This is a genomic window from Vibrio sp. D431a, from assembly GCF_030248655.1.
GTDB lineage: Bacteria > Pseudomonadota > Gammaproteobacteria > Enterobacterales > Vibrionaceae > Vibrio > Vibrio alginolyticus.
Genome location: NZ_JAHGAP010000007.1, coordinates 53,286 through 75,089 on the forward strand (window position 1 = coordinate 53,286; position 21,804 = coordinate 75,089).

The following is a 21,804-nucleotide window of genomic DNA, read 5'->3' on the forward strand; positions in this document are numbered from 1 at the left end:
ATAAAATACTTAATATAGATCTTAATAATCTATCGATTGTTAAGATCTATATTAACGCCTTTTTACTTATTGAAATGACTGTATAGCTTCAAAGATATCTTGTCTTCTAACTGGCTTGGAAATGAATCCGTCCATACCGGCATCCAGGCATTTATCTCTATCGCTTTCTAGCGCATGTGCAGTTAACGCTATAATTGGGGTCCTGAGACCTTTATCTCGAATAAGTCTTGTTGCGGTAATTCCATCCATCACTGGCATCGAGACATCCATGAGAATCAAATCGATTAAATCCTCATTCTCTTCTAAAAATGTTAATGCCTCTGCTCCATGGCTTGCGATATGAACATTATGGCCAAGCTTATTTAAGATAAGCTTTATTACGAACTGATTCGACTCGGTATCTTCTACGACGAGAAGTTCCATTGCTTTTGTCGGTTGATTGGTTTCGATTCTAACTGGACGATTTTGATTGCAACGAGTCAAAACTGGAATCGAAATCGTAAAGGTTGAACCAACATGCTCGTCACTTTTAACGGCAATCTTGCCACGCATCATTTCAACTAAATGCTTGGTTATTGCGAGCCCCAGTCCTGTACCACCGAAGCGTCTCGTGATGGAACGGTCTCCTTGATGAAATGCCGTAAACAAGTGCTCTTGCTTTGCTTTAGATATACCAATTCCAGTGTCAGATATTGAGATCACAAGTTCAGCATCTTGCTCAGATACAGAAACTTTTACTTCACCTTCGTCTGTAAACTTTATTGCATTTCCTATTAGATTAAACAGGATTTGAGATAACCGCGTGGAGTCAATCCAAAATTGTTTGTCATTAGTGACAGTACAGTTGAGCTTGAATTTAAGATTTTTCTTCTTAGCGATTTGTTTTTGCTGAGAAATAACAAAAGTGACAGTGTCTCTTAAGTTAATCCATTGTTCATTGAGCTGAAAGCGACCTGACTCGATTTTAGAAAGATCAAGAATGTCACTGATTATCGCGAGAAGTAACTCTGCAGAGCACTCCATTTGGCTCAAAGCATCAATTTGTTCTTCTGACAAGGTTGATTGCTTCAGTATATCTAGCATTCCAAGAACGGAATTTAAAGGGGTTCTTATTTCATGACTCATCATCGCTAAGAACTCCGACTTAGACCGGTTCGCAAGCTCTGCTTCTTCTCTTGCTTTAGCGAGCTGAGTTGTTCTTACTTCAACGATACGTTGTAACTTCTCTTTGGTCTCGATATCAATGACCGCCCTTTCAATTAAGGGACGAAACCGCCTCAAGGTTTCCTTATTCTCTATGCTAAAGTGCCCTTTCTGAGCTCCAATAAGTAGGATTACGGTTTGCGTTACTTCTGAACGTATACCAGTTAAAACGACCGAGTTTACATGGCTTTTTATAAAGCTGTTTAAGTTAACAAACTCAGCGAGTTTATCTGGCTCGAACAGTAGAATGCATTCACCATTGAGAGCTCTTTGATAGGTGTTACCGTGTAACCAGGATACATTATCAAATACGCTATTAGTTGATATCAATGTCTTGAAGGGATATCGTTCACCATCACGAGTCAGTACAATAAAATCATCGAAGTTGATGTACTTTTTGAGGACATTGTTTAATCCCGTAAATATCTCATGCCGATTCTTTGCCTCACTCATCGCAGATATCGCGGAAAGAATGGCCTTGTTTTCATCAGCGAGTAGTCGTTCTCTTTGTCTAGCCTGCTTTAGCTCAACTAACGCTTCTTGAAGCGCTTCCTGTTGATATATGTCTAAGTATTTATCTTTCATAAGGTTTATGGAATATAGCCGATGAAATCATCAGGTTTCCATGTCCATTCTCACCACCAATAAATCTACCTTGCTCGCCGAAAGTAAAAGGGCAAATAAAAGGCAAATGTTCTAGTTCTTGGTTAATTTGTTCACAAACGCTATTCATGTCTTGCATTAAGTGCAACATGGGACCTGCGCAAAAGATATTTATCACTCCAATTTTTCGAGACTCTTCTAATTTTTGGTTAAAAGCGGCATTGACGACTTTTGCAGCGCGCGCAACGAGATGCTCACGACTTCCTTTCATTAATGTGAGCTCGTCACCCTCTTCTATTCGTGTAAACAACTCGATTCCACCATCTGGCGTCTCACGGATCGGATGGGATAACTTGTAATATGGGCGATCATAGAGATGACCTGCGATCCGCCCTAATGGATAAGCACTCGAGTTTGTAAACAGCATGTTATCTTTACCTACTTGGTTATCCTGGTGATTTGTCCACCTTCTATAAACATTGAGCGCAGGTTCATTATCAATTTCAAGTAAGCATCTATCGTTGGTCTTGGTTGCAACACCTTTGATATTAGTTGGTGTATGCCCAGCGCTGAAAGCGATATCAACAGGTTGAGAGGAGTAAAAGAGAGTTAAGCTTAAACCTGAAGTTTGAGAGCCTTGGGCGGTTATCACAGACCATTTCCCAGCGATGTTATTATCAGCGGCCGAACCACCAATAATTGGAATTAGAGTTCCAAATCTTTCATCTATAGACGCAATGATTGATTCCTCTTGCCCTGGTGTAGCATGAAGTAGAATTAAGTTTGGTACCTCTCCTACACGGTTTGCGTTCTCAAGGGCCATATCCAAAGCCTTGGTGACGCTGTCACCTGAGTTGTGATTAGAAATACCAGTACCATAAGCATGAGGACCTGTATCATAAACAGCAAGTGCCGCAATTACTGGTCCTGTATGAAAGCCCTGATCTGTCATTACGGCTTGACATGAACTGGCGCCATGAAAAGGCACACCAGGAAAATGCGCAAGAAACGCTTCTCGAATCAACTCGAAATTGTATTCTTCCGTGTAGTAACACATCACGTAAGACAAGTTCTGTTGTGTCAATTCGGACCTGAGCGTTTTTATCGCTGAGTCTTCATCTTTAATATGAGTAAAAACTGATTGGCAATGCATACGATTTTATAATTGGATATCACTCTGCTGTTATACCATTCCAACCAATTTTCTCTAGGTAAGAAGGTGTTAATTTCATTAATAAGTTACGATTATCTCGTGATAGATCGTATTTATAATTGAACTACAACAATGTTTTCACCTTTTTTAAAGGTGATTTTTTTCGATTCAGGCATGATGTCCCATTCTACTGACTTATGCTTCTCGTTGAGATTGATAAAATTACCAGATTGATTTAGATCAATTTTTAGAGTGCTACTTTCTATCGTTTCGAGCGAAATTCCCATTGAGTCACGATTAATCGTGATTATTTCTCCTTCAATTGTTACATCGCATCGTTCTTTTTGTGAACAGTCAACGCTATTAACACTCTCGTGTGTAAAGGTACGCCAGAAAAATGCGCCTATTAAAACACTGAGCATGATTAAGATTTGTGCAAGTCGCGCCTTTGTTAACTTTTGTGCAGGCATAATTACTAATATCCTTGTTACAAACTTCAAACTTTTTAAATAAAAAATGATTTCCAGAGGTCCAGTAAGGTTACTACCCTGTCATTGAATTGTTAATTCAAGTATAGTGTCACGCTGAAAATGCCACTTTTTATTAAAGTCAGCAATGGAAATAAGGTGATGATAACACTTGAATTCTAGAGTTTACTTGGGTGGTGTTACGACGCAAGTCGTGTTGGAAGTAAAAGTGTAGTTAATTAGAAATTGGAAGCATGCAAATGAGCCAAGTAAAGCAGCTTGAACAAAACTACAACTATACAGTCGTTCGCCAATTTACCCTTGTGACCATTTTATGGGGCATAGTTGGTATGGCTGTTGGTGTTTTGATTGCCGCTCAATTAGTTTGGCCACAGCTAAACTTTGATACGCCGTGGTTGACGTACAGTCGCTTACGTCCACTGCATACTAATGCGGTAATTTTTGCGTTTGGTACCAGTGCTCTGTTCGCAACGTCTTATTATGTTGTACAGCGCACATGTCAAACACGTCTTTTTGGTGGCCCACTCGTTGCCTTCACCTTTTGGGGTTGGCAAGCAATCATCCTGGCAGCAGCCATTACTTTGCCTCTCGGTTTAACATCGGGTAAAGAGTATGCTGAGCTAGAATGGCCTATTGATATCGCAATTGCGCTAGTATGGGTATCATATGCGGTGGTGTTCTTCGGCACACTGGTGAAACGAAACACGTCACACATATATGTGGCAAACTGGTTCTTCGGTGCCTTTATTATCACAGTAGCAGTACTTCACATCGTGAACAGCATGGCTATTCCTGTGTCACTCGGTAAATCTTACTCGATTTACTCGGGCGCAGTGGATGCGATGGTTCAGTGGTGGTATGGACACAATGCGGTAGGTTTCCTACTGACCGCTGGTTTCCTAGGTATGATGTACTACTTCGTTCCTAAACAAGCTGAACGTCCTGTTTATTCTTACCGTCTATCTATCGTTCACTTCTGGGCACTTATTTCTCTATATATTTGGGCAGGCCCTCACCACCTTCATTATACAGCGCTACCAGACTGGACTCAGTCTCTAGGTATGGTTATGTCACTGGTTCTATTTGCTCCTTCTTGGGGTGGTATGATCAACGGTATTATGACGTTATCTGGTGCATGGCATAAGCTTCGTTATGACCCTATCCTACGTTTCCTAATCGTTTCACTGTCGTTCTACGGTATGTCTACCTTTGAAGGCCCGATGATGTCGATTAAGACGGTTAACGCACTTTCTCACTACACAGACTGGACCATTGGTCACGTTCACTCTGGTGCGTTAGGTTGGGTTGCGATGGTCTCTATCGGCTCTGTATATCACTTGGTACCTCGCCTATTTGGCCAAGAGCGTATGTACTCTGTTGGTCTAGTTAATGTGCATTTCTGGCTAGCAACAATCGGTACCGTTCTTTACATCGTTGCGATGTGGATCTCTGGTGTAATGCAAGGTCTTATGTGGCGCGCGGTTAACTCTGACGGTACGCTAACTTACAGTTTTGTTGAATCTGTAGAAGCGTCTTATCCGTTCTACTTTGTACGTTTCCTAGGCGGATTTATCTTCCTATCTGGTATGTTCCTAATGGCATACAACACGTACAAAACGGTAAGTGCACCTAAAGAAAGCCTAAAAGCTATCCCACATCCGGCATAAGGAGATTTAAGAATGAGTAATAATTCTAATAATCGCCATGAAATCTTAGAACGTAATGTCGGTTTGTTGGCTATTTTTATCGTGTTTGCTATCAGTTGGGGTGCTCTTGTAGAGATCACTCCTCTGATTTTCCAAAAGCAAACGACTGAACCTGTAGAAAATCTGCGCGCTTACACTCCTTTGGAGATGGAAGGCCGTGATATCTACATCCGTGAAGGTTGTAACGTTTGTCACAGCCAGATGGTTCGTCCTTTCCGCTCAGAGACTGAACGTTACGGTCACTACTCTGTTGCTGGTGAGAGTGTTTGGGAACACCCATTCCTTTGGGGCTCTAAGCGTACAGGCCCGGATTTAGCTCGTGTTGGTGGTCGTTATTCTGACGAATGGCACCGTGTTCACCTGTTAGATCCTCGTGAGCTTGTACCTGAGTCAAACATGCCAGGTTTCCCGTGGCTAGCTGAAAACGTTTTAGACGGTAAGCTAACTCAGAAGAAACTTGAGCTATTTCGTGATCAGTTCGGCGTTCCATACACTGATGAAGAGATCGCGAATTCGGCTAAAGAAGTAGAAGGTAAAACAGAGATGGATGCAATCATCGCTTACCTTCAGTCTCTTGGTCATGCAATGAAGTAAGGGGATCATATGGATTTCGGTACAATTCATAGTATTTATACCGTTGTACTCTTCGCTAGTTTTATTGGCATCGTATGGTGGGCATTTAGTAAAAAGCGTAAAGCACGCTTTGAAGAAGATGCCAACTTGGTGTTTGCTGACGAAGAACAAAAGACCCCTAATAACCAAGGAGTGAAGAAGTAATGACTACATTCTGGAGTCTCTGGATTATCGTGATTACTGTCGGTACGCTAGTAGGCTGTGCGATTCTCCTGACTTGGTGCGCTAAAGATAAAATGGGCGTCGAGGAAGGGGAAGACATGGGCCACGAGTACGATGGTATTCGCGAGCTAAACAACCCTCTACCAAAGTGGTGGACTTACCTGTTTGTAAGCACATTTGTGTTCGCAGCAGTTTACCTTGCCCTATTCCCAGGTCTAGGTAGCTTCAAGGGCTTTTTAAACTGGCAGAGTTCGGCTCAAACCGTTCGCTCACTAGAAGAGTCAAAAGAAGCCATCGCTGCAGCACAAGAGAACAAGCAACTAAACCAATATGCAAAAGAACTGGATGATGCCGACGCTTACTTCGGCGAAGCATTCCGTAAACTTGCGCACAATGACAGTGGTCTACGCCCAATTCCTGAAATTGCGCAAGATCCTGAAGCATTAAAAGTTGGTCAGCGTTTGTTTTTGCAAAACTGTTCTCAATGCCATGGCTCTGATGCACGTGGTCAGAAAGGCTTCCCTAACCTGACTGATGATGCATGGCTATATGGTGGCGAGCCAGCAGCGATCGTTACAACCATCATGCACGGCCGTATTGGTCAAATGCCAGCATGGAAAGATGCCCTTGGTGAGCAAGGTGTTCAAGAAGTTGTAAGTTACACACTTAGTTTATCTGGTCGTAAAGTAAATGCTCGTGAAGCCGCGGCAGGTAAAGCACGCTTCGTAGTGTGTGCTGCTTGTCATGGTACCGATGGTAAGGGTAACCCTGCAGTCGGTGCGCCTGACCTTACAGACCAAGACTGGTTATTTGGTGACTCTCGTGCAGCTGTAACAGAAACCGTAATGAACGGACGCTCAGGCGTAATGCCTGCGTGGAAAGACATTTTGGGTGAAGATAAAGTTCAGCTCGTTGCCTCATATGTCTGGAGTTTAAGTAACTCAGAGAGTAAGTAACTGAGATATTACGTAACATAGCAATAACAGCCCCTTTCATAGGGGCTGTCTTTCCTTTAAATTTAACGCCTTACATTTTTTCATTTAGCTGTTGAGAACTTTTTTATGGTAAAGCCTTGGTATAAACAATTTTGGCCGTGGTTCCTAATCATCCTTCCTCTTACTGTCGTAGTTTGGACTGTGATTACTGTGGTCGTTTTCTCGAACAACTCTGTTTCTTTAGTCGCCGAGGATTACTATAAAAAAGGCAAAGGTATTAATATCGACATTAGTAAAATGAATGTCGCTCGTGACCTAGGTCTTAACGCTGAGATTTCCTCTGAAAATAACAATGTTGTGATTGTTTTCGCTAAAGGGAAGCTACCTCATTACCCTGCTCTAACGGCCACTTTCACTCATCGTACTCTTCCTGATCGTGACTTCACAAAGCTTGTAACAGCGGATGCATCTGGTAATTACCGACTAAAAGCTGAGGAATCTATTCAAGGACCATGGTTTGTTGAACTACAACCACACGACAAGCAATGGATGATCCAAGGTAAAGTTGAGTTTCCTGCCTCTTCAACACCGTTAATGAAGTAAGCATATGTGTAAATCCTGTTATCACTGCGGTGAAGATGTACCAGCCAACACGGATTTCAAAGTAGAAATATTGGGTGAAATTCGCGACATGTGTTGTCCGGGCTGCGAAACTGTGGCGCAGACTATTGTCGATAGTGGTCTTGTATCATATTACCAATACCGCACTGCGCCTGCAGAAAAGGCAGATCTAGTACCAGAGCAACTCCAAGCTTTAATTCATTATGACAATGCGGATGTACAATCTGAATTCGTACGAAATCGCGAAAATGTTTCTGAAGTAACCCTTTCTTTGGAAGGCGTTTCATGTGCCGCTTGTGCGTGGTTAATCGAAAAGCAAGTTTCTAATACGGCCGGGTTGGTATCTATCCGTGTTAATACAACCACCAATCGAGCGTTACTAGCCTGGGATAAAACTCAGGTACGGTTAAGCGAGCTCCTTTCCGTTATACATAAACTTGGTTACAAAGCTGCACCTTTTGAAGCAGATAAGCAAGAAGCTTCTTACCATCGAATGATGAAGCAATATCTATATCGGCTAGGTATTGCAGGTTTAGCAACCATGCAGGTCATGATGCTCGCCGTTGCACTGTATCTCGAAGTCTTTGGTGATTTAGAGCCAGAGTTTAAAAGTTACTTTCGTTGGGTAAGTTTGATTTTTGCTACTCCTGTTTTGCTTTATTCCGCTCTTCCATTTTACTTAAACGCATGGCGCAGTATCAAAGGCCGAACCCTTGGTATGGATGTCCCGGTTTCTATCGCGTTGATCTTTGCCTATGTTGCAAGTTTAGTTGCAACAGTAACTGAACAAGGCGAAGTCTTCTTTGAATCTATCTCGATGTTTACCTTCTTTTTGTTAGTAGGTCGATTCTTAGAGATGCGCGCTCGTCGCAAAGCTGCTGCAGCGAGTGGTAACCTTCTTAAGTTGATTCCGGCAATTGCTACAACGCTGGACGGTGATCAGATACCCGTGAAGACGCTAAAAGTTGGCGATCGTATCCGCGTTCTACCTGGTGAACATATCCCCGCTGACGGTAAAGTTATTTCAGGCCGTATTCATATTGATGAATCCATGCTAACGGGTGAGTCAGTGCACGTTGTGAAACGAGAAGGCGATATTGTTTATGCGGGAACGCTAAACGGAGACGAATCATTTGAACTTGAGGTAGTAAGCTCAAAGGCCGATTCAATGATTTCTAACATCGTGCGTTTACAAGATGAAGCTCAACACTCCAAACCTAAAATTGCGGAAATTGCAGACATTGTCGCCCGTTACTTTGTTGGTGTGATTCTTATCATCTCTGCTGGTACTTGGTTTTACTGGCATCAAACAAAACCAGATGATGCGTTTTGGATCATGCTGTCTGTGTTAGTCGCTACGTGTCCATGTGCGCTATCTCTGGCCACACCGACCGCACTCACTTGTGCTACCTCTAGAATGGGTAATTTTGGCATTTTACTTCGTAAAGGCCATGTGTTTGAGACATTATGTAAGATCAACCACTTAGTTGTAGATAAAACAGGCACTCTAACGAAAGGTGATATTGAGATCTGTGAAACAAAGGTACTTAGTGATCTCCCACAGAAAGATTGTCTATCACTAGCTGCAGCTTTAGAGGCTCATGCAAACCACCCTATCGCTCGTTCTTTTGCAACTTTCACCAATGATGACTTTATCGTGTCTGATGTGCAAAACGTGATTGGGTCAGGGATTGAAGGGATATGGAATGGCAAAATCGTTAAGATAGGCAGTGCGGCTTTTGTTCAAGGCAAAGAAAGTGGTGAAAGCCAGGCGGTCTATCTGTCGGTTGATGGCAAGCATGTCGCTAGCTTTTACTACCGCGACCCTATCCGAAAAGAAAGCAAAGCCTTTATTCAACGTTTTGCTGACGCTGGAATTAAGACAACCCTGCTAACTGGTGATTCTCTCTCAAACGCCCAACCAGTGGCGAATGAAATTGGTATCGGTCACATCGTCGCGTCAGCAAAGCCAGAAGATAAGCTTGCATACCTTAAGAGCTTGGACGAAAACAGTATCACTATGATGGTTGGTGATGGAATCAATGACGCGCCGACTCTCGCCGGAGCTCACCTTTCTGTCGCAATGGGCGGTGGTACAGATGTCGCTAAAGCTTCTGCAGATATGACGTTACTTGGGGATAATCTCGAAAAGCTACTAGAAGCACGTTTGCTTGCACTGCGTACAAGAAAGATTATTCGAGAAAACTTGGCTTGGTCTTTGGGTTACAACCTGTTAATTTTGCCTTTGGCGGTCGCAGGTTTAGTGGCTCCCTACATTGCAGTAGTTGGCATGTCTGCAAGCTCAATTATCGTTGTATCTAACTCTTTGCGCCTGCTCAAAGAGAAATAAGTAGAGAAAGCAAACATGGAAAGTCTTTATATATTGATTCCCATCGCTATCGTTCTCGTTTGTGTTGCTGTCGCCGTTTTTCTTTGGGCGGTAAGAAGCGATCAGTTTGAAGATCTTGAACGGCAAGGGCACAACATTCTTCTCGACGAAGAAGACCAATCTAATAGTGATAAAAAGTAGCGACCTTTATGACTCCTGATTTTATCGGTGCGTTGATGATCGGCTTAGTAGGAGCCGGTCATTGTATGGGTATGTGTGGTGGTATCGCGTCTCTGCTTACCATGGGCTCTTCTGCTAAAAATAAAACCACCCCTCTTATCCCCCTCTTCTACAACCTCGGACGATTGATCAGTTATACCTTAATAGGAGCATTAGTGGGTGGTGCTATATCAGGTTTATCTGAGCTTAGTGGGTTAACGCATTCTCTTGCTTGGTTAAGGCTGATTGCTGCGTTATTCATGATTCTGGTCGCGCTGTATATTGCTAAATGGTGGCAAGGCTTACTTTTAATAGAAAAGCTAGGGCAGTATCTCTGGCGCTTTATCTCGCCGGCAGGGAAGAGTTTGTTGCCATTAAAGCATCCTCTTCACGCGTTGCCATTTGGCTTTATTTGGGGTTGGTTACCATGTGGTTTAGTTTATTCAGCGCTTACTTGGTCGGCGGTTTCTGGTAGTGCGATGAACGGCGGCCTAATTATGCTTGCGTTTGGGCTCGGAACGCTACCTGCAATGCTTATTATTGGATACGGTGCCAATCATTTTCAGAAATTACAAAAATCATTAATATTTAGAAATATTTCAGCATTAATCCTTATTGGCTATGGTACGTATACCGCTGTAGGAGCCTTAGCATTACTCGGTTTCATATAACGTTAAACTCTATTGAGGTGACATTTTTGCTACCCTTTAGGATTAAGCGATGCTAAAATATTGATGTATATCAAATAGTGAAAGGTTGTTATGATTTCTGAAAAACCTGCAACAAAGCGTATCCAATCAGGCGGTTGCGCCATTCATTGCCAAGATTGTAGCATTAGTCAACTGTGTATCCCGTTCACTCTAAATGAGGCAGAACTTGACCAGCTTGACCAAATCATCGAACGTAAGAAGCCTATTCAAAAAGGACAAGAGCTTTTTAAGGCCGGTGATGAGCTAAAATCGCTATACGCTATCCGCTCTGGTACCATCAAGAGCTATACGATCACAGAGCAAGGTGATGAGCAAATCACAGCGTTTCACTTAGCTGGAGACTTAGTCGGTTTCGATGCTATCACTGGTGACTCCCACCCTAGCTTTGCTCAAGCACTCGAAACGTCGATGGTATGTGAAATCCCATACGAAATTTTAGACGATCTATCGGGTAAAATGCCTAAGCTTCGCCAGCAAATCATGCGTTTGATGAGTAACGAAATTAAAGGTGATCAGGAAATGATTTTGCTTCTTTCTAAAAAGAACGCAGAAGAGCGACTAGCTGCTTTCCTTTACAACCTATCAACGCGTTTTTCTCAGCGTGGCTTCAGCCCTAGAGAGTTTCGTTTAACTATGACTCGTGGTGATATTGGCAACTACCTTGGTCTTACAGTCGAAACGATCAGTCGTTTGTTAGGTCGTTTCCAGAAATCTGAGATCCTAAGCGTAAAAGGTAAATATATCACTATCTTAGACCACGATGCATTGATGGAACTTGCTGGTGTAACTAAAGAATAATACACCCTAATTATTGATGTAGCTCGAAAATGAGCTACATCATATTTCTCATAAATTCCTTTCGAAAGTCCTCAAAAAGTTCTCCAAACTAAGCTACAGTAAAAATGTACGGTGAGTACTCCAAAATACTGATTTAATTTACATTCAGTATCTGGTTTTGCAATAGAAGTGGGCTTAGTTATGAGTATATACAGTAAGATCCTTGTTGTAGCTGACATCAATAATGATGAGCAGCCCGCACTTGCAAGAGCTGTTCAATTAGCTCAGAAAAGTGTATCTAGAAGCCGAATCACTTTCTTTTTATCCATTTACGATTTCTCGTATGACATGACGTCAATGCTATCAGTGGATGAAAGAGATGCTATGCGTCGAGGTGTCATTCATCAGCGTGAGCAGTGGATGCGTAAAATTGCTCAACCATACCTAAACGATGGCTTCGACTTTGATGTTTGTGTTGTCTGGCACAACCGCCCTTATGAGGCGATTATTGCTGAAGTCTATGCAGGCAATCATGACCTAGTCATCAAAGGCACACGTAAGCATGATGTTTTAGAGTCTGTCATTTTCACACCGACAGATTGGCACTTGTTGCGAAAATGCCCTATTCCAGTGCTTCTTATCAAGAATGCTGCTTGGCCGGAACAAGCAAGTATCCTTGCCTCAGTACATGTGGGCTCAGAAAACCCGACTCATATTGATCTCAACGATACGATGGTCGAGCGATTAAAAGAAATCACCACTCGGCTTGAGGCCAAGCCATATCTTGTAAACGCCTATCCCGTTACACCGGCGAATATTACGATTGAACTTCCTGAATTTGACCCAACGACTTATACCGATGCAGTGCGAGGTCATCATTTAACGGCTATGAAAGCACTACGCCAAAAACATGGTCTTGATGAAGAACAAACGATAGTTGAGCAAGGTTTACCTGAAGATGTCATTCCGGCAGCTGCAGAGCGCTTGAACGCAGCAATGGTTATTTTAGGTACCACAGGGCGAACAGGGCTTTCTGCTGTCTTTATTGGTAATACAGCGGAGCACGTAATTGATAAAATAAATTGCGACGTGTTGGCTCTAAAACCAAAAGGCTACATTAGCCCTCTCGACCCAAATACAGCAACCTAATCTCTCTTTAGTATTGCTATGTATTGAGCGCTTTCAAATAAGCGCTAATAAATCCCCCGAATACAGGGGGATTTTTGTTTGGGAACAGTTAAAGCGTTGGGTACAAAAAAGGAGGTCTAATTGACCTCCTTTTTTACGAGTTAGATGTTCGTAACATCGATGAACATCGATTCATCAATATTCGTCGAAGAAACGACAGCCTCATTAAATTCATACTCTTCGCGGTTACCTTCACGATCTAGCGGTAAGTTAACAAAGTCGAACAATTCGCGGTCTGCTAGTTGGCTTGGGCTTACGTTTTGAATTGATTTAAAAATTGCTTCCACACGCCCTGGCGTCTTCTTATCCCATTCAATCAACATTGCTTTTATAGATTGACGCTGAAGGTTCTCTTGAGAGCCACAAAGGTTACACGGAATTATTGGGAAATCCTTGTGCTCAGCGTATTTGATCAAATCTTTTTCACGACAGTAAGTCAATGGACGAATGACCACGTTACGGCCATCATCAGAGCGTAGCTTTGGTGGCATCGCTTTAAGGCGAGAGCCGTGGAACATATTCAAGAACATTGTTTCGACGATGTCATCCATGTGATGACCTAGCGCAAGCTTAGTTGCACCAATCTTCTCTGCAAATGAATACAGCGTACCACGTCGCAGGCGTGAACACAGACCACAAGTGGTTTTGCCTTCTGGTACCTTCTCTTTTACGACGGAATACGTGTCCTTATCGACGATATAGTAAGGGATATTCAGTGTTTCGAAATACTCTGGCAGAATGTGCTCAGGGAAGCCCGGTTGTTTTTGGTCTAGGTTTACCGCAACCACTTCAAATTTGATCGGTGCGGCTTTTTGAAGATTCAGCAGGATATCAAGCATCGCGAATGAATCTTTACCACCGCTAATACATGCCATTACAACATCGCCTTCTTCGATCATGTTGTAATCAGTAATGGCATTTCCAACATGTCTTCTTAGGCGTTTCTGAAGCTTGTTGAATTCTAGGGTTTCTTTTCTTGTATCTATTTGGTTCATTGCGGGCTCTCACATCGCCGATAAATCGACTAGGACTTCCTAACATGGGTTTCTTTGGGGCGTGGATTATACGAGCTTTTTACGCAGGATTAAATGCTTGTCTTATTGAGTCTTTAAGAAAAGAGTGTGAAAGATACTTTAGTTACGGTCAAAATTAAAAAAGAGCTGCGATTGCAGCCCTTTCTAAACGTTCAGTGTTCATTTCTTTGCGTTAGGTAGATAAGGTAACACTCGCATCGTCGGTTCTGGTAGTGTCATTGTGCCACCTTGCCCTATTTCACTTAGTGCGACTTGTATCTTGCCATTGACAATTGGCTTTTCGGTTCCGTTTGAGAAAATCACTTTATCATTCAGTTGATTTGCAAACTCCATCGTCACACCTTGAACTTCCGGTGTAAACCAACCCGCAAACATACCGCCTAAATCTTCCAGCATCGTCTGCATTTGAGGTAGAAGAGGCTTAAGTTGCTCGTAAGAAACGTTACCCTGTAATGGTTCTTTGGTCATCACGACAAGTGAGTAATCGCAACGTGTATCTTTTGGGGTATCGATAAAAACCAACGGATTCGCTGACTTTAAGTTTTTATCAACAGGTAAAGGCAACTCTTGTGAAGCAGGGATAACAAACTCTTCATAGTGCTCTTCTTTTTCCATCCAAGCTTTTTCTATCGTACAAATTTGTTTAGTTTTTGCGTCCACAAAAAAGACACCAACTTTCACATCGTCATGCCCTTCTTTATTGTTGTTTTTTAGTTGAGTGTATAACTTTGAGTACGTGAACATGTACTCTTGAGCTTGGGTTATCGGCGATACAAGAATTAGCGCCGCACTTCCCAATAGACTTAGGCTTAACTTTTTCATTTTATCCGTTATTTTATTGCGTCCAGTAGGCGTTGTTATGACGAATCATAGCGCGAAGATCGTGTACATAGGCGATGCCACGTTCAGAATAGGCTAGCAACCCATGCGTTAACTCTGACGCGGTTGCAACCGTTAACAAGCCCTTGTTCTTTTCAGCCAGAGATGTTCTGATTTCACGCAGGTCTGCATACGCTGGGTTTCGATTAACATTCATAAAGTAGCCATGAACAGACTGTTGTACAGAATCGAATTTTTCAACTTCATGAACTTTGTTAGCGCCACGTTGCGCTGGAACAATTCCACAGCCCTTTTTATAACACCATTGGCCGAACAAGTTGTTTGCTTGAGTAGCAAAACGAGAAGTGCCCCACGCAGATTCATTTGCCGCTTGAGTTAGAACCAAGGCTTCAGGTAAGACGTTCACTCGCACAAGCATCTCGTCTAGCCATGCTTGATCAATCTTATCGTTACTCAAGGGCAACGAATACAGAGATGATAACCGCTGAGCATACTCTTGTTGTTCTTGCGTCACTTGTCCCACCTTTAAAGAGGTAAGAAAGGCCCGCTCATGACGAATTCGTTGATTCTCAAGAGCAATTTTAGGCCTTAAAAAATCAAAAAAAGCAGCTTTTTTCTCTTTCGTATCTTTTATTGAATTGAAGTCTGGGATATCACCGATGTATGGCAAGTGTGATAAATCGACATGCTTAATCTTGCCAGAGAGTACGTCAGGATTTTCCACATATTTAAACTGTTTCTCGTAGTGTAAATATGGGCCTATAGAAATAAAAGTGGCGGCTATACAGGTTGCCGCCACTCGTAAACTTATTGATTTCAAAGAATTAGGCATCAAACACCTGTGAGTTACCATCGTGATCATTATCGTTTTTCTGTGTTGTAACGATCTTAAGCTTAATTCCAAACATTTCGCGGTAGAGTATGCCTTTCAAATGGAAGAAGAATGGCAGCACAAAAATCAAGCCAATACCGTAGAACATTGCTGCAATAATAAACATTAACATCACGCCTAAGTAAAGCCCCGCGACCACAAAAATCTTCTTGTTGATTGCGCGAAGTGATAACAGCAACGCTTGCATTGGTGGCACCCTTTTCTCACAAATCAACAAAATAGAGTGACTAAATGCCAAGGAAAGATACAGCGACAGTAAAGGAAAAATCATACCAACCACACCTTGTAGCATTAAGCTCATGAGCGTTGCTAGAATAACAGGAATGGTGAACTGCAACCCCTTTCCAACATGGCGCAACTTAGTCTTCAGGCCGGCGACATGGCTCATAGCCATCAAGCTGATCCCCGCATAAATTGGTGCGCTAATCACCTCATAACTGAAATTCGCGACATAAATAGAAGACACAATATCGTTTGTGAACGACTCTGGGTTCTCAAATGCATCAAGAATAACGCTCAAATCGCCCAACTGCAGTTTTAATGCAATATAGAAAATACCTAACTGGACAAAAAGCAATACAATAATGGCAGGAGAAAATGATAAAAAGTGCTGGATGGTTGCTCGCCAAGCTTCGTTAAAAACCGCGCCAGCTTTAAGCTCGTAGTTGCCAGACAAAGCTCGCTCTACACTCCCCCCAAGATTGAAATCTTTCTCAAAATCGTCGTTCATAGTTTATCCAAGACTAACTTGTAAAATTTTGACTGGAATTCCAGTCAATTAATGTAATCGTCATTATAAAGAAATCTTTCCACATCTAACATCACAACTCACCTACAATCCTTGCAATCTCAACTGTATGGTTGATAATTGACCACTTTCAAGGTCATGAAATTGAAACAATTGTTGAACAAAGTTTAGTGCTATCAAACTGTGTCTAGATGCCAATTAATCTCATAAAAACAGTATGGTAAGGAATGATGGCTTTTTCCTGCAAAATTATTTCTGTTTCAAGATAAGAAAATGCTTTAATTTCACACTTTTGGTGATTATGATGCGCGCCTCAAAAGTGAATGGTTAGTGTCACATCAGCTGGGATAATCCCGGCTTGAACGTGGGGGAAATACAGACGTTGAACGCAAAACCGCAAGCAGGAAAGCCAGTTATTCGTTTATCTGGTATTAGTAAAAGTTTCGATGGTAAGGAAATCATCGGTAATTTAAATCTGGATGTTAATCATGGTGAATTTCTGACGATTCTCGGGCCTTCTGGTTGTGGTAAGACAACAGTTTTACGCATGATTGCAGGTTTTGAAACGGCAGATAACGGTCAAATTATTTTGGATGACCAGGATGTAACACAGGTTCCTGCAGAGCAAAGGCACGTCAACACGGTATTTCAGAGTTATGCACTCTTCCCTCATATGACCGTATTTGAAAACGTTGCTTTTGGTCTTCGCATGCAGAAAACACCTGCAGCAGAGATCGAGCCACGAGTTATGGATGCGCTTCGCATGGTTCGCCTAGAAAAAATGGCACAGCGTAAGCCTCACCAACTTTCTGGTGGTCAACAACAACGTATCGCCATTGCGCGTGCGGTTGTGAACAAGCCAAAAGTACTGCTGCTAGATGAATCTCTATCTGCACTTGATTACAAACTGCGTAAGCAAATGCAAATCGAGCTTAAACAGCTTCAGCGTCAGCTTGGTATTACCTTTATCTTCGTTACGCACGATCAGGAAGAAGCCCTATCGATGTCTGACCGCATTATTGTAATGCGCGATGGTGTTATCGAGCAGGATGGTTCTCCACGTGAGATTTACGAAGAGCCGAAGAACCTATTTGTTGCTCGCTTTATCGGTGAGATCAACGTATTCAACGCAACCATGCTAGAGCGTATCGACGAGAAACGTATCCGTGCAGAAATCGAAGGTGTCGAATCTGTTGTTTACTACGATCAGGAAGCGCAAGCAGGTGAAAAACTGCAAGTACTACTTCGCCCAGAAGACTTACGTATCGAAGAGATCAAAGAGTCTGAAGAAAAAGGCATCGTAGGTCACGTAACAGAGCGTACCTATAAAGGTATGACGCTTGATTCAGTTATCCAATTGGATTCGGGCATGCGTGTAATGGTTAGCGAATTCTTTAACGAAGATGATCCTGATGTGGACCACTCACTTGGCCAGAAAGTCGCTATCACTTGGGTTGAGAGCTGGGAGGTAGTCCTCAATGATAAGCAAGAAGATTAATCTTCAAAACGCGATCATTACCTTAATCGTCGGTTGGTTAACACTTTTCGTGTTGGTACCAAATGTGATGATTATCGGTACGAGTTTCTTAACGCGTGATGAAGCAAACTTAATCGAAATGACATTTACTTTCGACAACTACTTACGTCTACTCGACCCCTTGTATGCGAAAGTGCTGATGCACTCGTTCTACATGGCGATCGTGGCGACGTTGTTGTGTTTAGTAATTGGTTACCCATTTGCTTACATCATAGCGAAAATGCCAGAGAAATGGCGCCCATTTATGTTGTTCTTAGTTATCGTACCTTTTTGGACAAACTCTCTTATCCGTACTTACGGCCTGAAGATTGTTCTGGGTACACAAGGTATTTTGAACAAATCATTAATGGCGATGGAAATCATCGATAAGCCATTACGTATTATGTACACCGAAACAGCAGTAATGATTGGTCTTGTGTACATCCTGCTTCCATTTATGATTCTGCCGCTTTACTCGGCAATCGAGAAGTTGGACAACACTTATATCGAGGCGGCGAAAGATCTTGGTGCGAACAAGTTCCAAACCATTACGAAAGTGATTCTACCTCTGACAATGCCTGGCATTATCGGTGGTTGTTTGTTGGTTCTGCTACCAGCACTAGGTATGTTCTACATCTCTGACCTTCTTGGTGGTGCGAAGAACCTACTGATTGGTAACGTTATTAAGAGCCAAGTATTGAACGCTCGTGACTGGCCATTTGGTGCTGCGACCAGTATCGCCCTCACCTTCGCAATGGCTGTGATGCTTTACGCTTACTACAGAGCAGGCAAACTATTGAATAAGAAAGTGGAGCTAGACTAATGGGACGCACAGTTAGATTTAGCTTTATGGCGCTGGTGTATGCATTTTTGTATCTGCCAATCATCGTCTTAATTGTTAACTCATTTAATGCCAACAAATTTGGTATGAAATGGGGTGGTTTCACCACGAAATGGTACGAAACCTTAGTAAATAACGACAGCCTAATGCAAGCTGCATGGCATTCATTGAACGTAGCGGTATTCTCAGCGACAGCAGCAACCATCATTGGTAGCTTAACGGCCGTTGCCCTATTCCGTTACTCGTTCAAAGGTAAAGGTGCGGTAAACGGCATGCTGTTTGTCGTGATGATGTCTCCCGATATTGTAATGGCGATTTCATTACTTGCTCTGTTCCTAGTATTAGGCGCACAGCTTGGCTTCTTTACACTATTGATTGCTCACATCACCTTTTGTCTACCATTCGTTGTGGTAACTGTATACAGCCGCTTAAATGGCTTTGATGTGAAAATGTTGGAAGCAGCAAAAGACCTTGGTGCAAGCGAGTGGGTTATCTTGAAACAGATCATCCTTCCTCTCGCTAAACCAGCGGTTGCCGCAGGTTGGTTATTGAGCTTTACCCTGTCTTTGGACGATGTGATCATCAGCTCGTTTGTAACGGGTCCAACATACGAAATCTTGCCATTGAAGATTTACTCCATGGTTAAGGTGGGCATTTCACCGGAAGTGAACGCCCTAGCAACGGTGATGTTGATTGTTTCTTTGGTCTTGGTAGTAATTTCTCAGTTGCTAGCAAGAGAAAAAGTGAAGTAGAATCCGCACCTGTTAACATCACGAAACAGAATGGTTACATGCCATTCTGTTTTTCTATCTATCGTCCAAAATTGGACAACGTTTGGTTTGGAGCTAACGTCAATGAAAAAATGGGCTACTCTATTAGCTGGTAGTGCATGTGCGCTTTCTCTGTTCTCTGGTACAGCGACAGCGGATGATAAAGAACTAGTATTTATGAACTGGGGTCCTTACATCAACAGTAATATCCTAGAGCAATTTACTAAAGAAACTGGCATCAAAGTGATCTACTCGACTTACGAGTCGAACGAAACTTTGTATGCAAAGCTAAAAACCCATAACCAAGGTTATGACCTAGTAGTACCTTCAACGTACTTCGTGGCGAAGATGCGTGACGAAGGCATGCTACAAAAGATCGATAAGACTAAGCTGAAAAACTTCGGCAACCTAGATAAAAACTACCTAGACAAGCCTTACGATCCAAGTAACGACTACTCTATCCCACACGTTGTTGCGATTACAGGCCTAGCGGTTAACGCAGATATGTACGATCCAAACGACTTCCAAAGCTGGGCTGACCTATGGAAGCCTGAGCTTGAAGGTCAAGTAATGTTGATGGACGACACTCGTGAAGTGTTCCATATCGCTCTGCGTAAACTTGGCTACTCAGGTAACTCAAAAGACCCTAAGCAAATCGATGAAGCGTACGCTGAGCTACAAAAGTTGATGCCTAACGTTTTAGTTTTCAACTCTGACAACCCTGGCGCACCTTACATGTCTGGTGAAGTGGGCATTGGTATGCTTTGGAACGGTAGCGCCGCAGCGGCACAAAGTGAAGGCCTGAACCTTAAACTCGTTTTTCCTAAAGAAGGCGGTATCGGCTGGGTTGATAACTTCGCTATCTCTTCCGGTGCGAAGAACGTAGAAGCCGCTCACAAGATGATTGACTTCCTACTGCGCCCAGAAATCGCAGAGCAAATCTCTCGTGATACTGGCTACCTAACGGCGGTGGAAGAATCGAATGCTAAGTTTAAAGACGTTGCCCCACTGTTCCCTTCTCAAGAAGACCTTGACCGCGTTGAATGGCAAGATGCGGTTGGTGATCTAACCGTTAAGTACGAAGATTATTTCCTCAAGCTGAAAGCGGGACAATAATCTAGCTTGTGTAACAAGTCATCAACCATAGGAAAATAGGCAGCAATACGCTGCCTATTTTTGTCTTAGGCTGATATAATCGCGCGTTGCTAGGTTTATTTGTCTTGGTATCATAGATTTATCGTCTCATAACAAGGAGACAACGATATTCAAGCTAAATGAACATATTTGTGCTTACTGCGATTTGGCTCAAATTGATAACTCCAACTAGTATTGACTTGTCCAATCGCGAAACAAAACGGAAAACAAATGAAAAGTAAATTCTACGCAAGCGCTCTATGTGCAGCGACGCTCATCGCTACCCCTGCAATGGCTGCTGATCAAGAACTGTATTTCTACAACTGGTCGGAATACATTCCAAACGAAGTTCTTGAAGACTTTACAAAAGAAACTGGAATCAAAGTTATTTACTCTACATACGAATCTAACGAGAGTATGTATGCAAAACTAAAAACTCAAGGTTCTGGTTACGACTTGGTAGTACCGTCTACCTATTTCGTCTCTAAAATGCGTAAAGAAGGCATGCTACAACAGATCGACAAAGAGAAATTATCTCATTTTGCCGATCTTGATACTAACTTCCTAAACAAACCGTTCGATCCGAACAACAACTACTCTATCCCATACATTTGGGGGGCGACCGGTATTGGTATCAATGCTGACATGCTAGACAAGTCATCGGTTTCTAAATGGGATGATTTCTGGGATAGCAAGTGGGAAGGTCAACTAATGCTGATGGATGATTCTCGCGAAGTATTCCACATTGCATTGACTAAGCTTGGTTACTCACCAAACACGACTAACCCAGAAGAAATCAAAGCCGCTTACGAAGAACTGAAAAAGCTAATGCCAAACGTATTAGTATTTAACTCAGACTTTCCTGCAAACCCTTACCTTGCGGGTGAAGTTTCACTAGGCATGCTTTGGAACGGTTCTGCATACATGGCTCGTCAAGAAGGCGCGAACATCGACATCATCTGGCCAGAAAAAGGCACTATCTTCTGGATGGACAGCCTAGCAATTCCAACTGGCGCAAAGAACGTTGACGCCGCTCATAAGATGATCGATTTCCTACTACGTCCTGAGAATGCAGCTAAAATCGCACTAGAGATTGGTTACCCTACTCCAGTTAAAACGGCACACGATCTGCTACCGAAAGAATTTGCTAATGATCCAAGCATCTTCCCACCACAAGAAGTGATGGACAGCGGTACTTGGCAAGATGAAGTTGGCGAAGCGAGCGTAATGTACGATGAGTACTTCCAAAAGCTAAAAGTGAACAACTAATTCGTTAGTTTTAAAGATATGAAAAAGCGGCTC

The 21,804-nt window shown here is 42.6% G+C and carries 22 protein-coding genes; 15 read left to right on the plus strand and 7 right to left on the minus strand.

Going from position 1 to position 21,804, the window contains the following annotated elements; translation table 11 throughout:
• Positions 1–66: 66 nt before the first annotated feature.
• The 3 genes from KJB35_RS05285 to KJB35_RS05295 all read right to left on the minus strand — a co-directional run bounded on the left by KJB35_RS05285 (position 67) and on the right by KJB35_RS05295 (position 3,429).
• The gene (locus tag KJB35_RS05285; protein ID WP_005377471.1) at positions 67–1,788 is read right to left on the minus strand and encodes an ATP-binding protein; all 1,722 of its coding nucleotides are present in this window, start codon (positions 1,786–1,788) and stop codon (positions 67–69) included.
• The gene (locus KJB35_RS05290) at positions 1,778–2,959 is read right to left on the minus strand and encodes an FIST signal transduction protein (protein WP_017634895.1); all 1,182 of its coding nucleotides are present in this window, start codon (positions 2,957–2,959) and stop codon (positions 1,778–1,780) included. Before KJB35_RS05290 ends, KJB35_RS05285 begins: the two co-directional genes overlap by 11 nt.
• 113 nt (positions 2,960–3,072) lie before the next feature.
• The gene (locus KJB35_RS05295) at positions 3,073–3,429 is read right to left on the minus strand and encodes a hypothetical protein (RefSeq protein ID WP_171342957.1); all 357 of its coding nucleotides are present in this window, start codon (positions 3,427–3,429) and stop codon (positions 3,073–3,075) included.
• Positions 3,430–3,686: 257 nt separating this feature from the next.
• On the opposite strand from KJB35_RS05295, the gene ccoN reads away from it, so the two are divergent.
• From ccoN to uspE, 10 genes are all read left to right on the plus strand, one after another.
• Entirely contained in the window at positions 3,687–5,114 is a 1,428-nt protein-coding gene (gene ccoN, locus KJB35_RS05300) for a cytochrome-c oxidase, cbb3-type subunit I (protein WP_005396488.1), read from the plus strand.
• A 12-nt stretch (positions 5,115–5,126) separates the two neighbouring features.
• The gene (gene ccoO, locus KJB35_RS05305) at positions 5,127–5,747 is read left to right on the plus strand and encodes a cytochrome-c oxidase, cbb3-type subunit II (RefSeq protein ID WP_005377475.1); all 621 of its coding nucleotides are present in this window, start codon (positions 5,127–5,129) and stop codon (positions 5,745–5,747) included.
• A 9-nt stretch (positions 5,748–5,756) separates the two neighbouring features.
• Positions 5,757–5,930: a CcoQ/FixQ family Cbb3-type cytochrome c oxidase assembly chaperone gene (locus KJB35_RS05310; RefSeq protein ID WP_005377485.1), complete on the plus strand. Its 174-nt coding sequence runs from the start codon at positions 5,757–5,759 to the stop codon at positions 5,928–5,930.
• Positions 5,930–6,904, plus strand: coding sequence for a cytochrome-c oxidase, cbb3-type subunit III (gene ccoP / locus KJB35_RS05315; RefSeq protein WP_005377487.1), 975 nt, complete (start codon positions 5,930–5,932; stop codon positions 6,902–6,904). The genes KJB35_RS05310 and ccoP overlap by 1 nt, the downstream gene beginning before the upstream one ends.
• 105 nt (positions 6,905–7,009) lie before the next feature.
• Entirely contained in the window at positions 7,010–7,486 is a 477-nt protein-coding gene (locus KJB35_RS05320) for a FixH family protein (protein WP_005377489.1), read from the plus strand.
• Positions 7,487–7,490: 4 nt separating this feature from the next.
• Positions 7,491–9,854 (plus strand): heavy metal translocating P-type ATPase metal-binding domain-containing protein, encoded by a 2,364-nt coding sequence (locus KJB35_RS05325; protein ID WP_033905305.1) that lies wholly within the window; start codon positions 7,491–7,493, stop codon positions 9,852–9,854.
• 15 nt (positions 9,855–9,869) lie between these two features.
• Positions 9,870–10,034 (plus strand): cbb3-type cytochrome oxidase assembly protein CcoS, encoded by a 165-nt coding sequence (gene ccoS, locus KJB35_RS05330; RefSeq protein WP_005377493.1) that lies wholly within the window; start codon positions 9,870–9,872, stop codon positions 10,032–10,034.
• 8 nt (positions 10,035–10,042) lie between these two features.
• Entirely contained in the window at positions 10,043–10,723 is a 681-nt protein-coding gene (locus KJB35_RS05335) for a sulfite exporter TauE/SafE family protein (RefSeq protein WP_033905304.1), read from the plus strand.
• 90 nt (positions 10,724–10,813) lie between these two features.
• Positions 10,814–11,560 carry an FNR family transcription factor gene (locus KJB35_RS05340; protein ID WP_005377497.1) on the plus strand — a complete coding sequence of 249 codons (747 nt, stop codon included), beginning with the start codon at positions 10,814–10,816 and terminating at the stop codon, positions 11,558–11,560.
• Between the two features lie 180 nt (positions 11,561–11,740).
• Positions 11,741–12,688, plus strand: a complete 948-nt coding sequence (uspE, locus tag KJB35_RS05345; protein ID WP_005377500.1) for a universal stress protein UspE — start codon at positions 11,741–11,743, stop codon at positions 12,686–12,688.
• Positions 12,689–12,828: 140 nt separating this feature from the next.
• Here uspE and ttcA read toward each other — a convergent pair whose 3' ends face one another.
• The 4 genes from ttcA to KJB35_RS05365 form a co-directional block, all read right to left on the minus strand.
• Positions 12,829–13,722, minus strand: coding sequence for a tRNA 2-thiocytidine(32) synthetase TtcA (gene ttcA / locus KJB35_RS05350; protein WP_005377502.1), 894 nt, complete (start codon positions 13,720–13,722; stop codon positions 12,829–12,831).
• 198 nt (positions 13,723–13,920) lie between these two features.
• Positions 13,921–14,583: a DUF2987 domain-containing protein gene (locus KJB35_RS05355; protein WP_042522976.1), complete on the minus strand. Its 663-nt coding sequence runs from the start codon at positions 14,581–14,583 to the stop codon at positions 13,921–13,923.
• Between the two features lie 13 nt (positions 14,584–14,596).
• Complete coding sequence (locus KJB35_RS05360; RefSeq protein ID WP_017634900.1) at positions 14,597–15,433, minus strand: glucosaminidase domain-containing protein; 837 nt, start codon at positions 15,431–15,433, stop codon at positions 14,597–14,599.
• Positions 15,426–16,223, minus strand: a complete 798-nt coding sequence (locus KJB35_RS05365; protein WP_005389175.1) for a hypothetical protein — start codon at positions 16,221–16,223, stop codon at positions 15,426–15,428. The genes KJB35_RS05360 and KJB35_RS05365 overlap by 8 nt, the downstream gene beginning before the upstream one ends.
• 400 nt (positions 16,224–16,623) lie before the next feature.
• On the opposite strand from KJB35_RS05365, the gene potA reads away from it, so the two are divergent.
• From potA to KJB35_RS05390, 5 genes are all read left to right on the plus strand, one after another.
• Positions 16,624–17,739 carry a spermidine/putrescine ABC transporter ATP-binding protein PotA gene (gene potA, locus KJB35_RS05370; protein WP_047102297.1) on the plus strand — a complete coding sequence of 372 codons (1,116 nt, stop codon included), beginning with the start codon at positions 16,624–16,626 and terminating at the stop codon, positions 17,737–17,739.
• The gene (potB, locus tag KJB35_RS05375) at positions 17,720–18,580 is read left to right on the plus strand and encodes a spermidine/putrescine ABC transporter permease PotB (RefSeq protein WP_005377512.1); all 861 of its coding nucleotides are present in this window, start codon (positions 17,720–17,722) and stop codon (positions 18,578–18,580) included. Before potA ends, potB begins: the two co-directional genes overlap by 20 nt.
• Entirely contained in the window at positions 18,580–19,350 is a 771-nt protein-coding gene (potC, locus tag KJB35_RS05380) for a spermidine/putrescine ABC transporter permease PotC (RefSeq protein WP_005389180.1), read from the plus strand. Before potB ends, potC begins: the two co-directional genes overlap by 1 nt.
• A 102-nt stretch (positions 19,351–19,452) precedes the next feature.
• Positions 19,453–20,484 carry an extracellular solute-binding protein gene (locus KJB35_RS05385; protein WP_042522970.1) on the plus strand — a complete coding sequence of 344 codons (1,032 nt, stop codon included), beginning with the start codon at positions 19,453–19,455 and terminating at the stop codon, positions 20,482–20,484.
• A 249-nt stretch (positions 20,485–20,733) separates the two neighbouring features.
• Entirely contained in the window at positions 20,734–21,771 is a 1,038-nt protein-coding gene (locus tag KJB35_RS05390) for an extracellular solute-binding protein (RefSeq protein WP_033905298.1), read from the plus strand.
• The last annotated feature ends 33 nt before the right edge of the window (positions 21,772–21,804 follow it).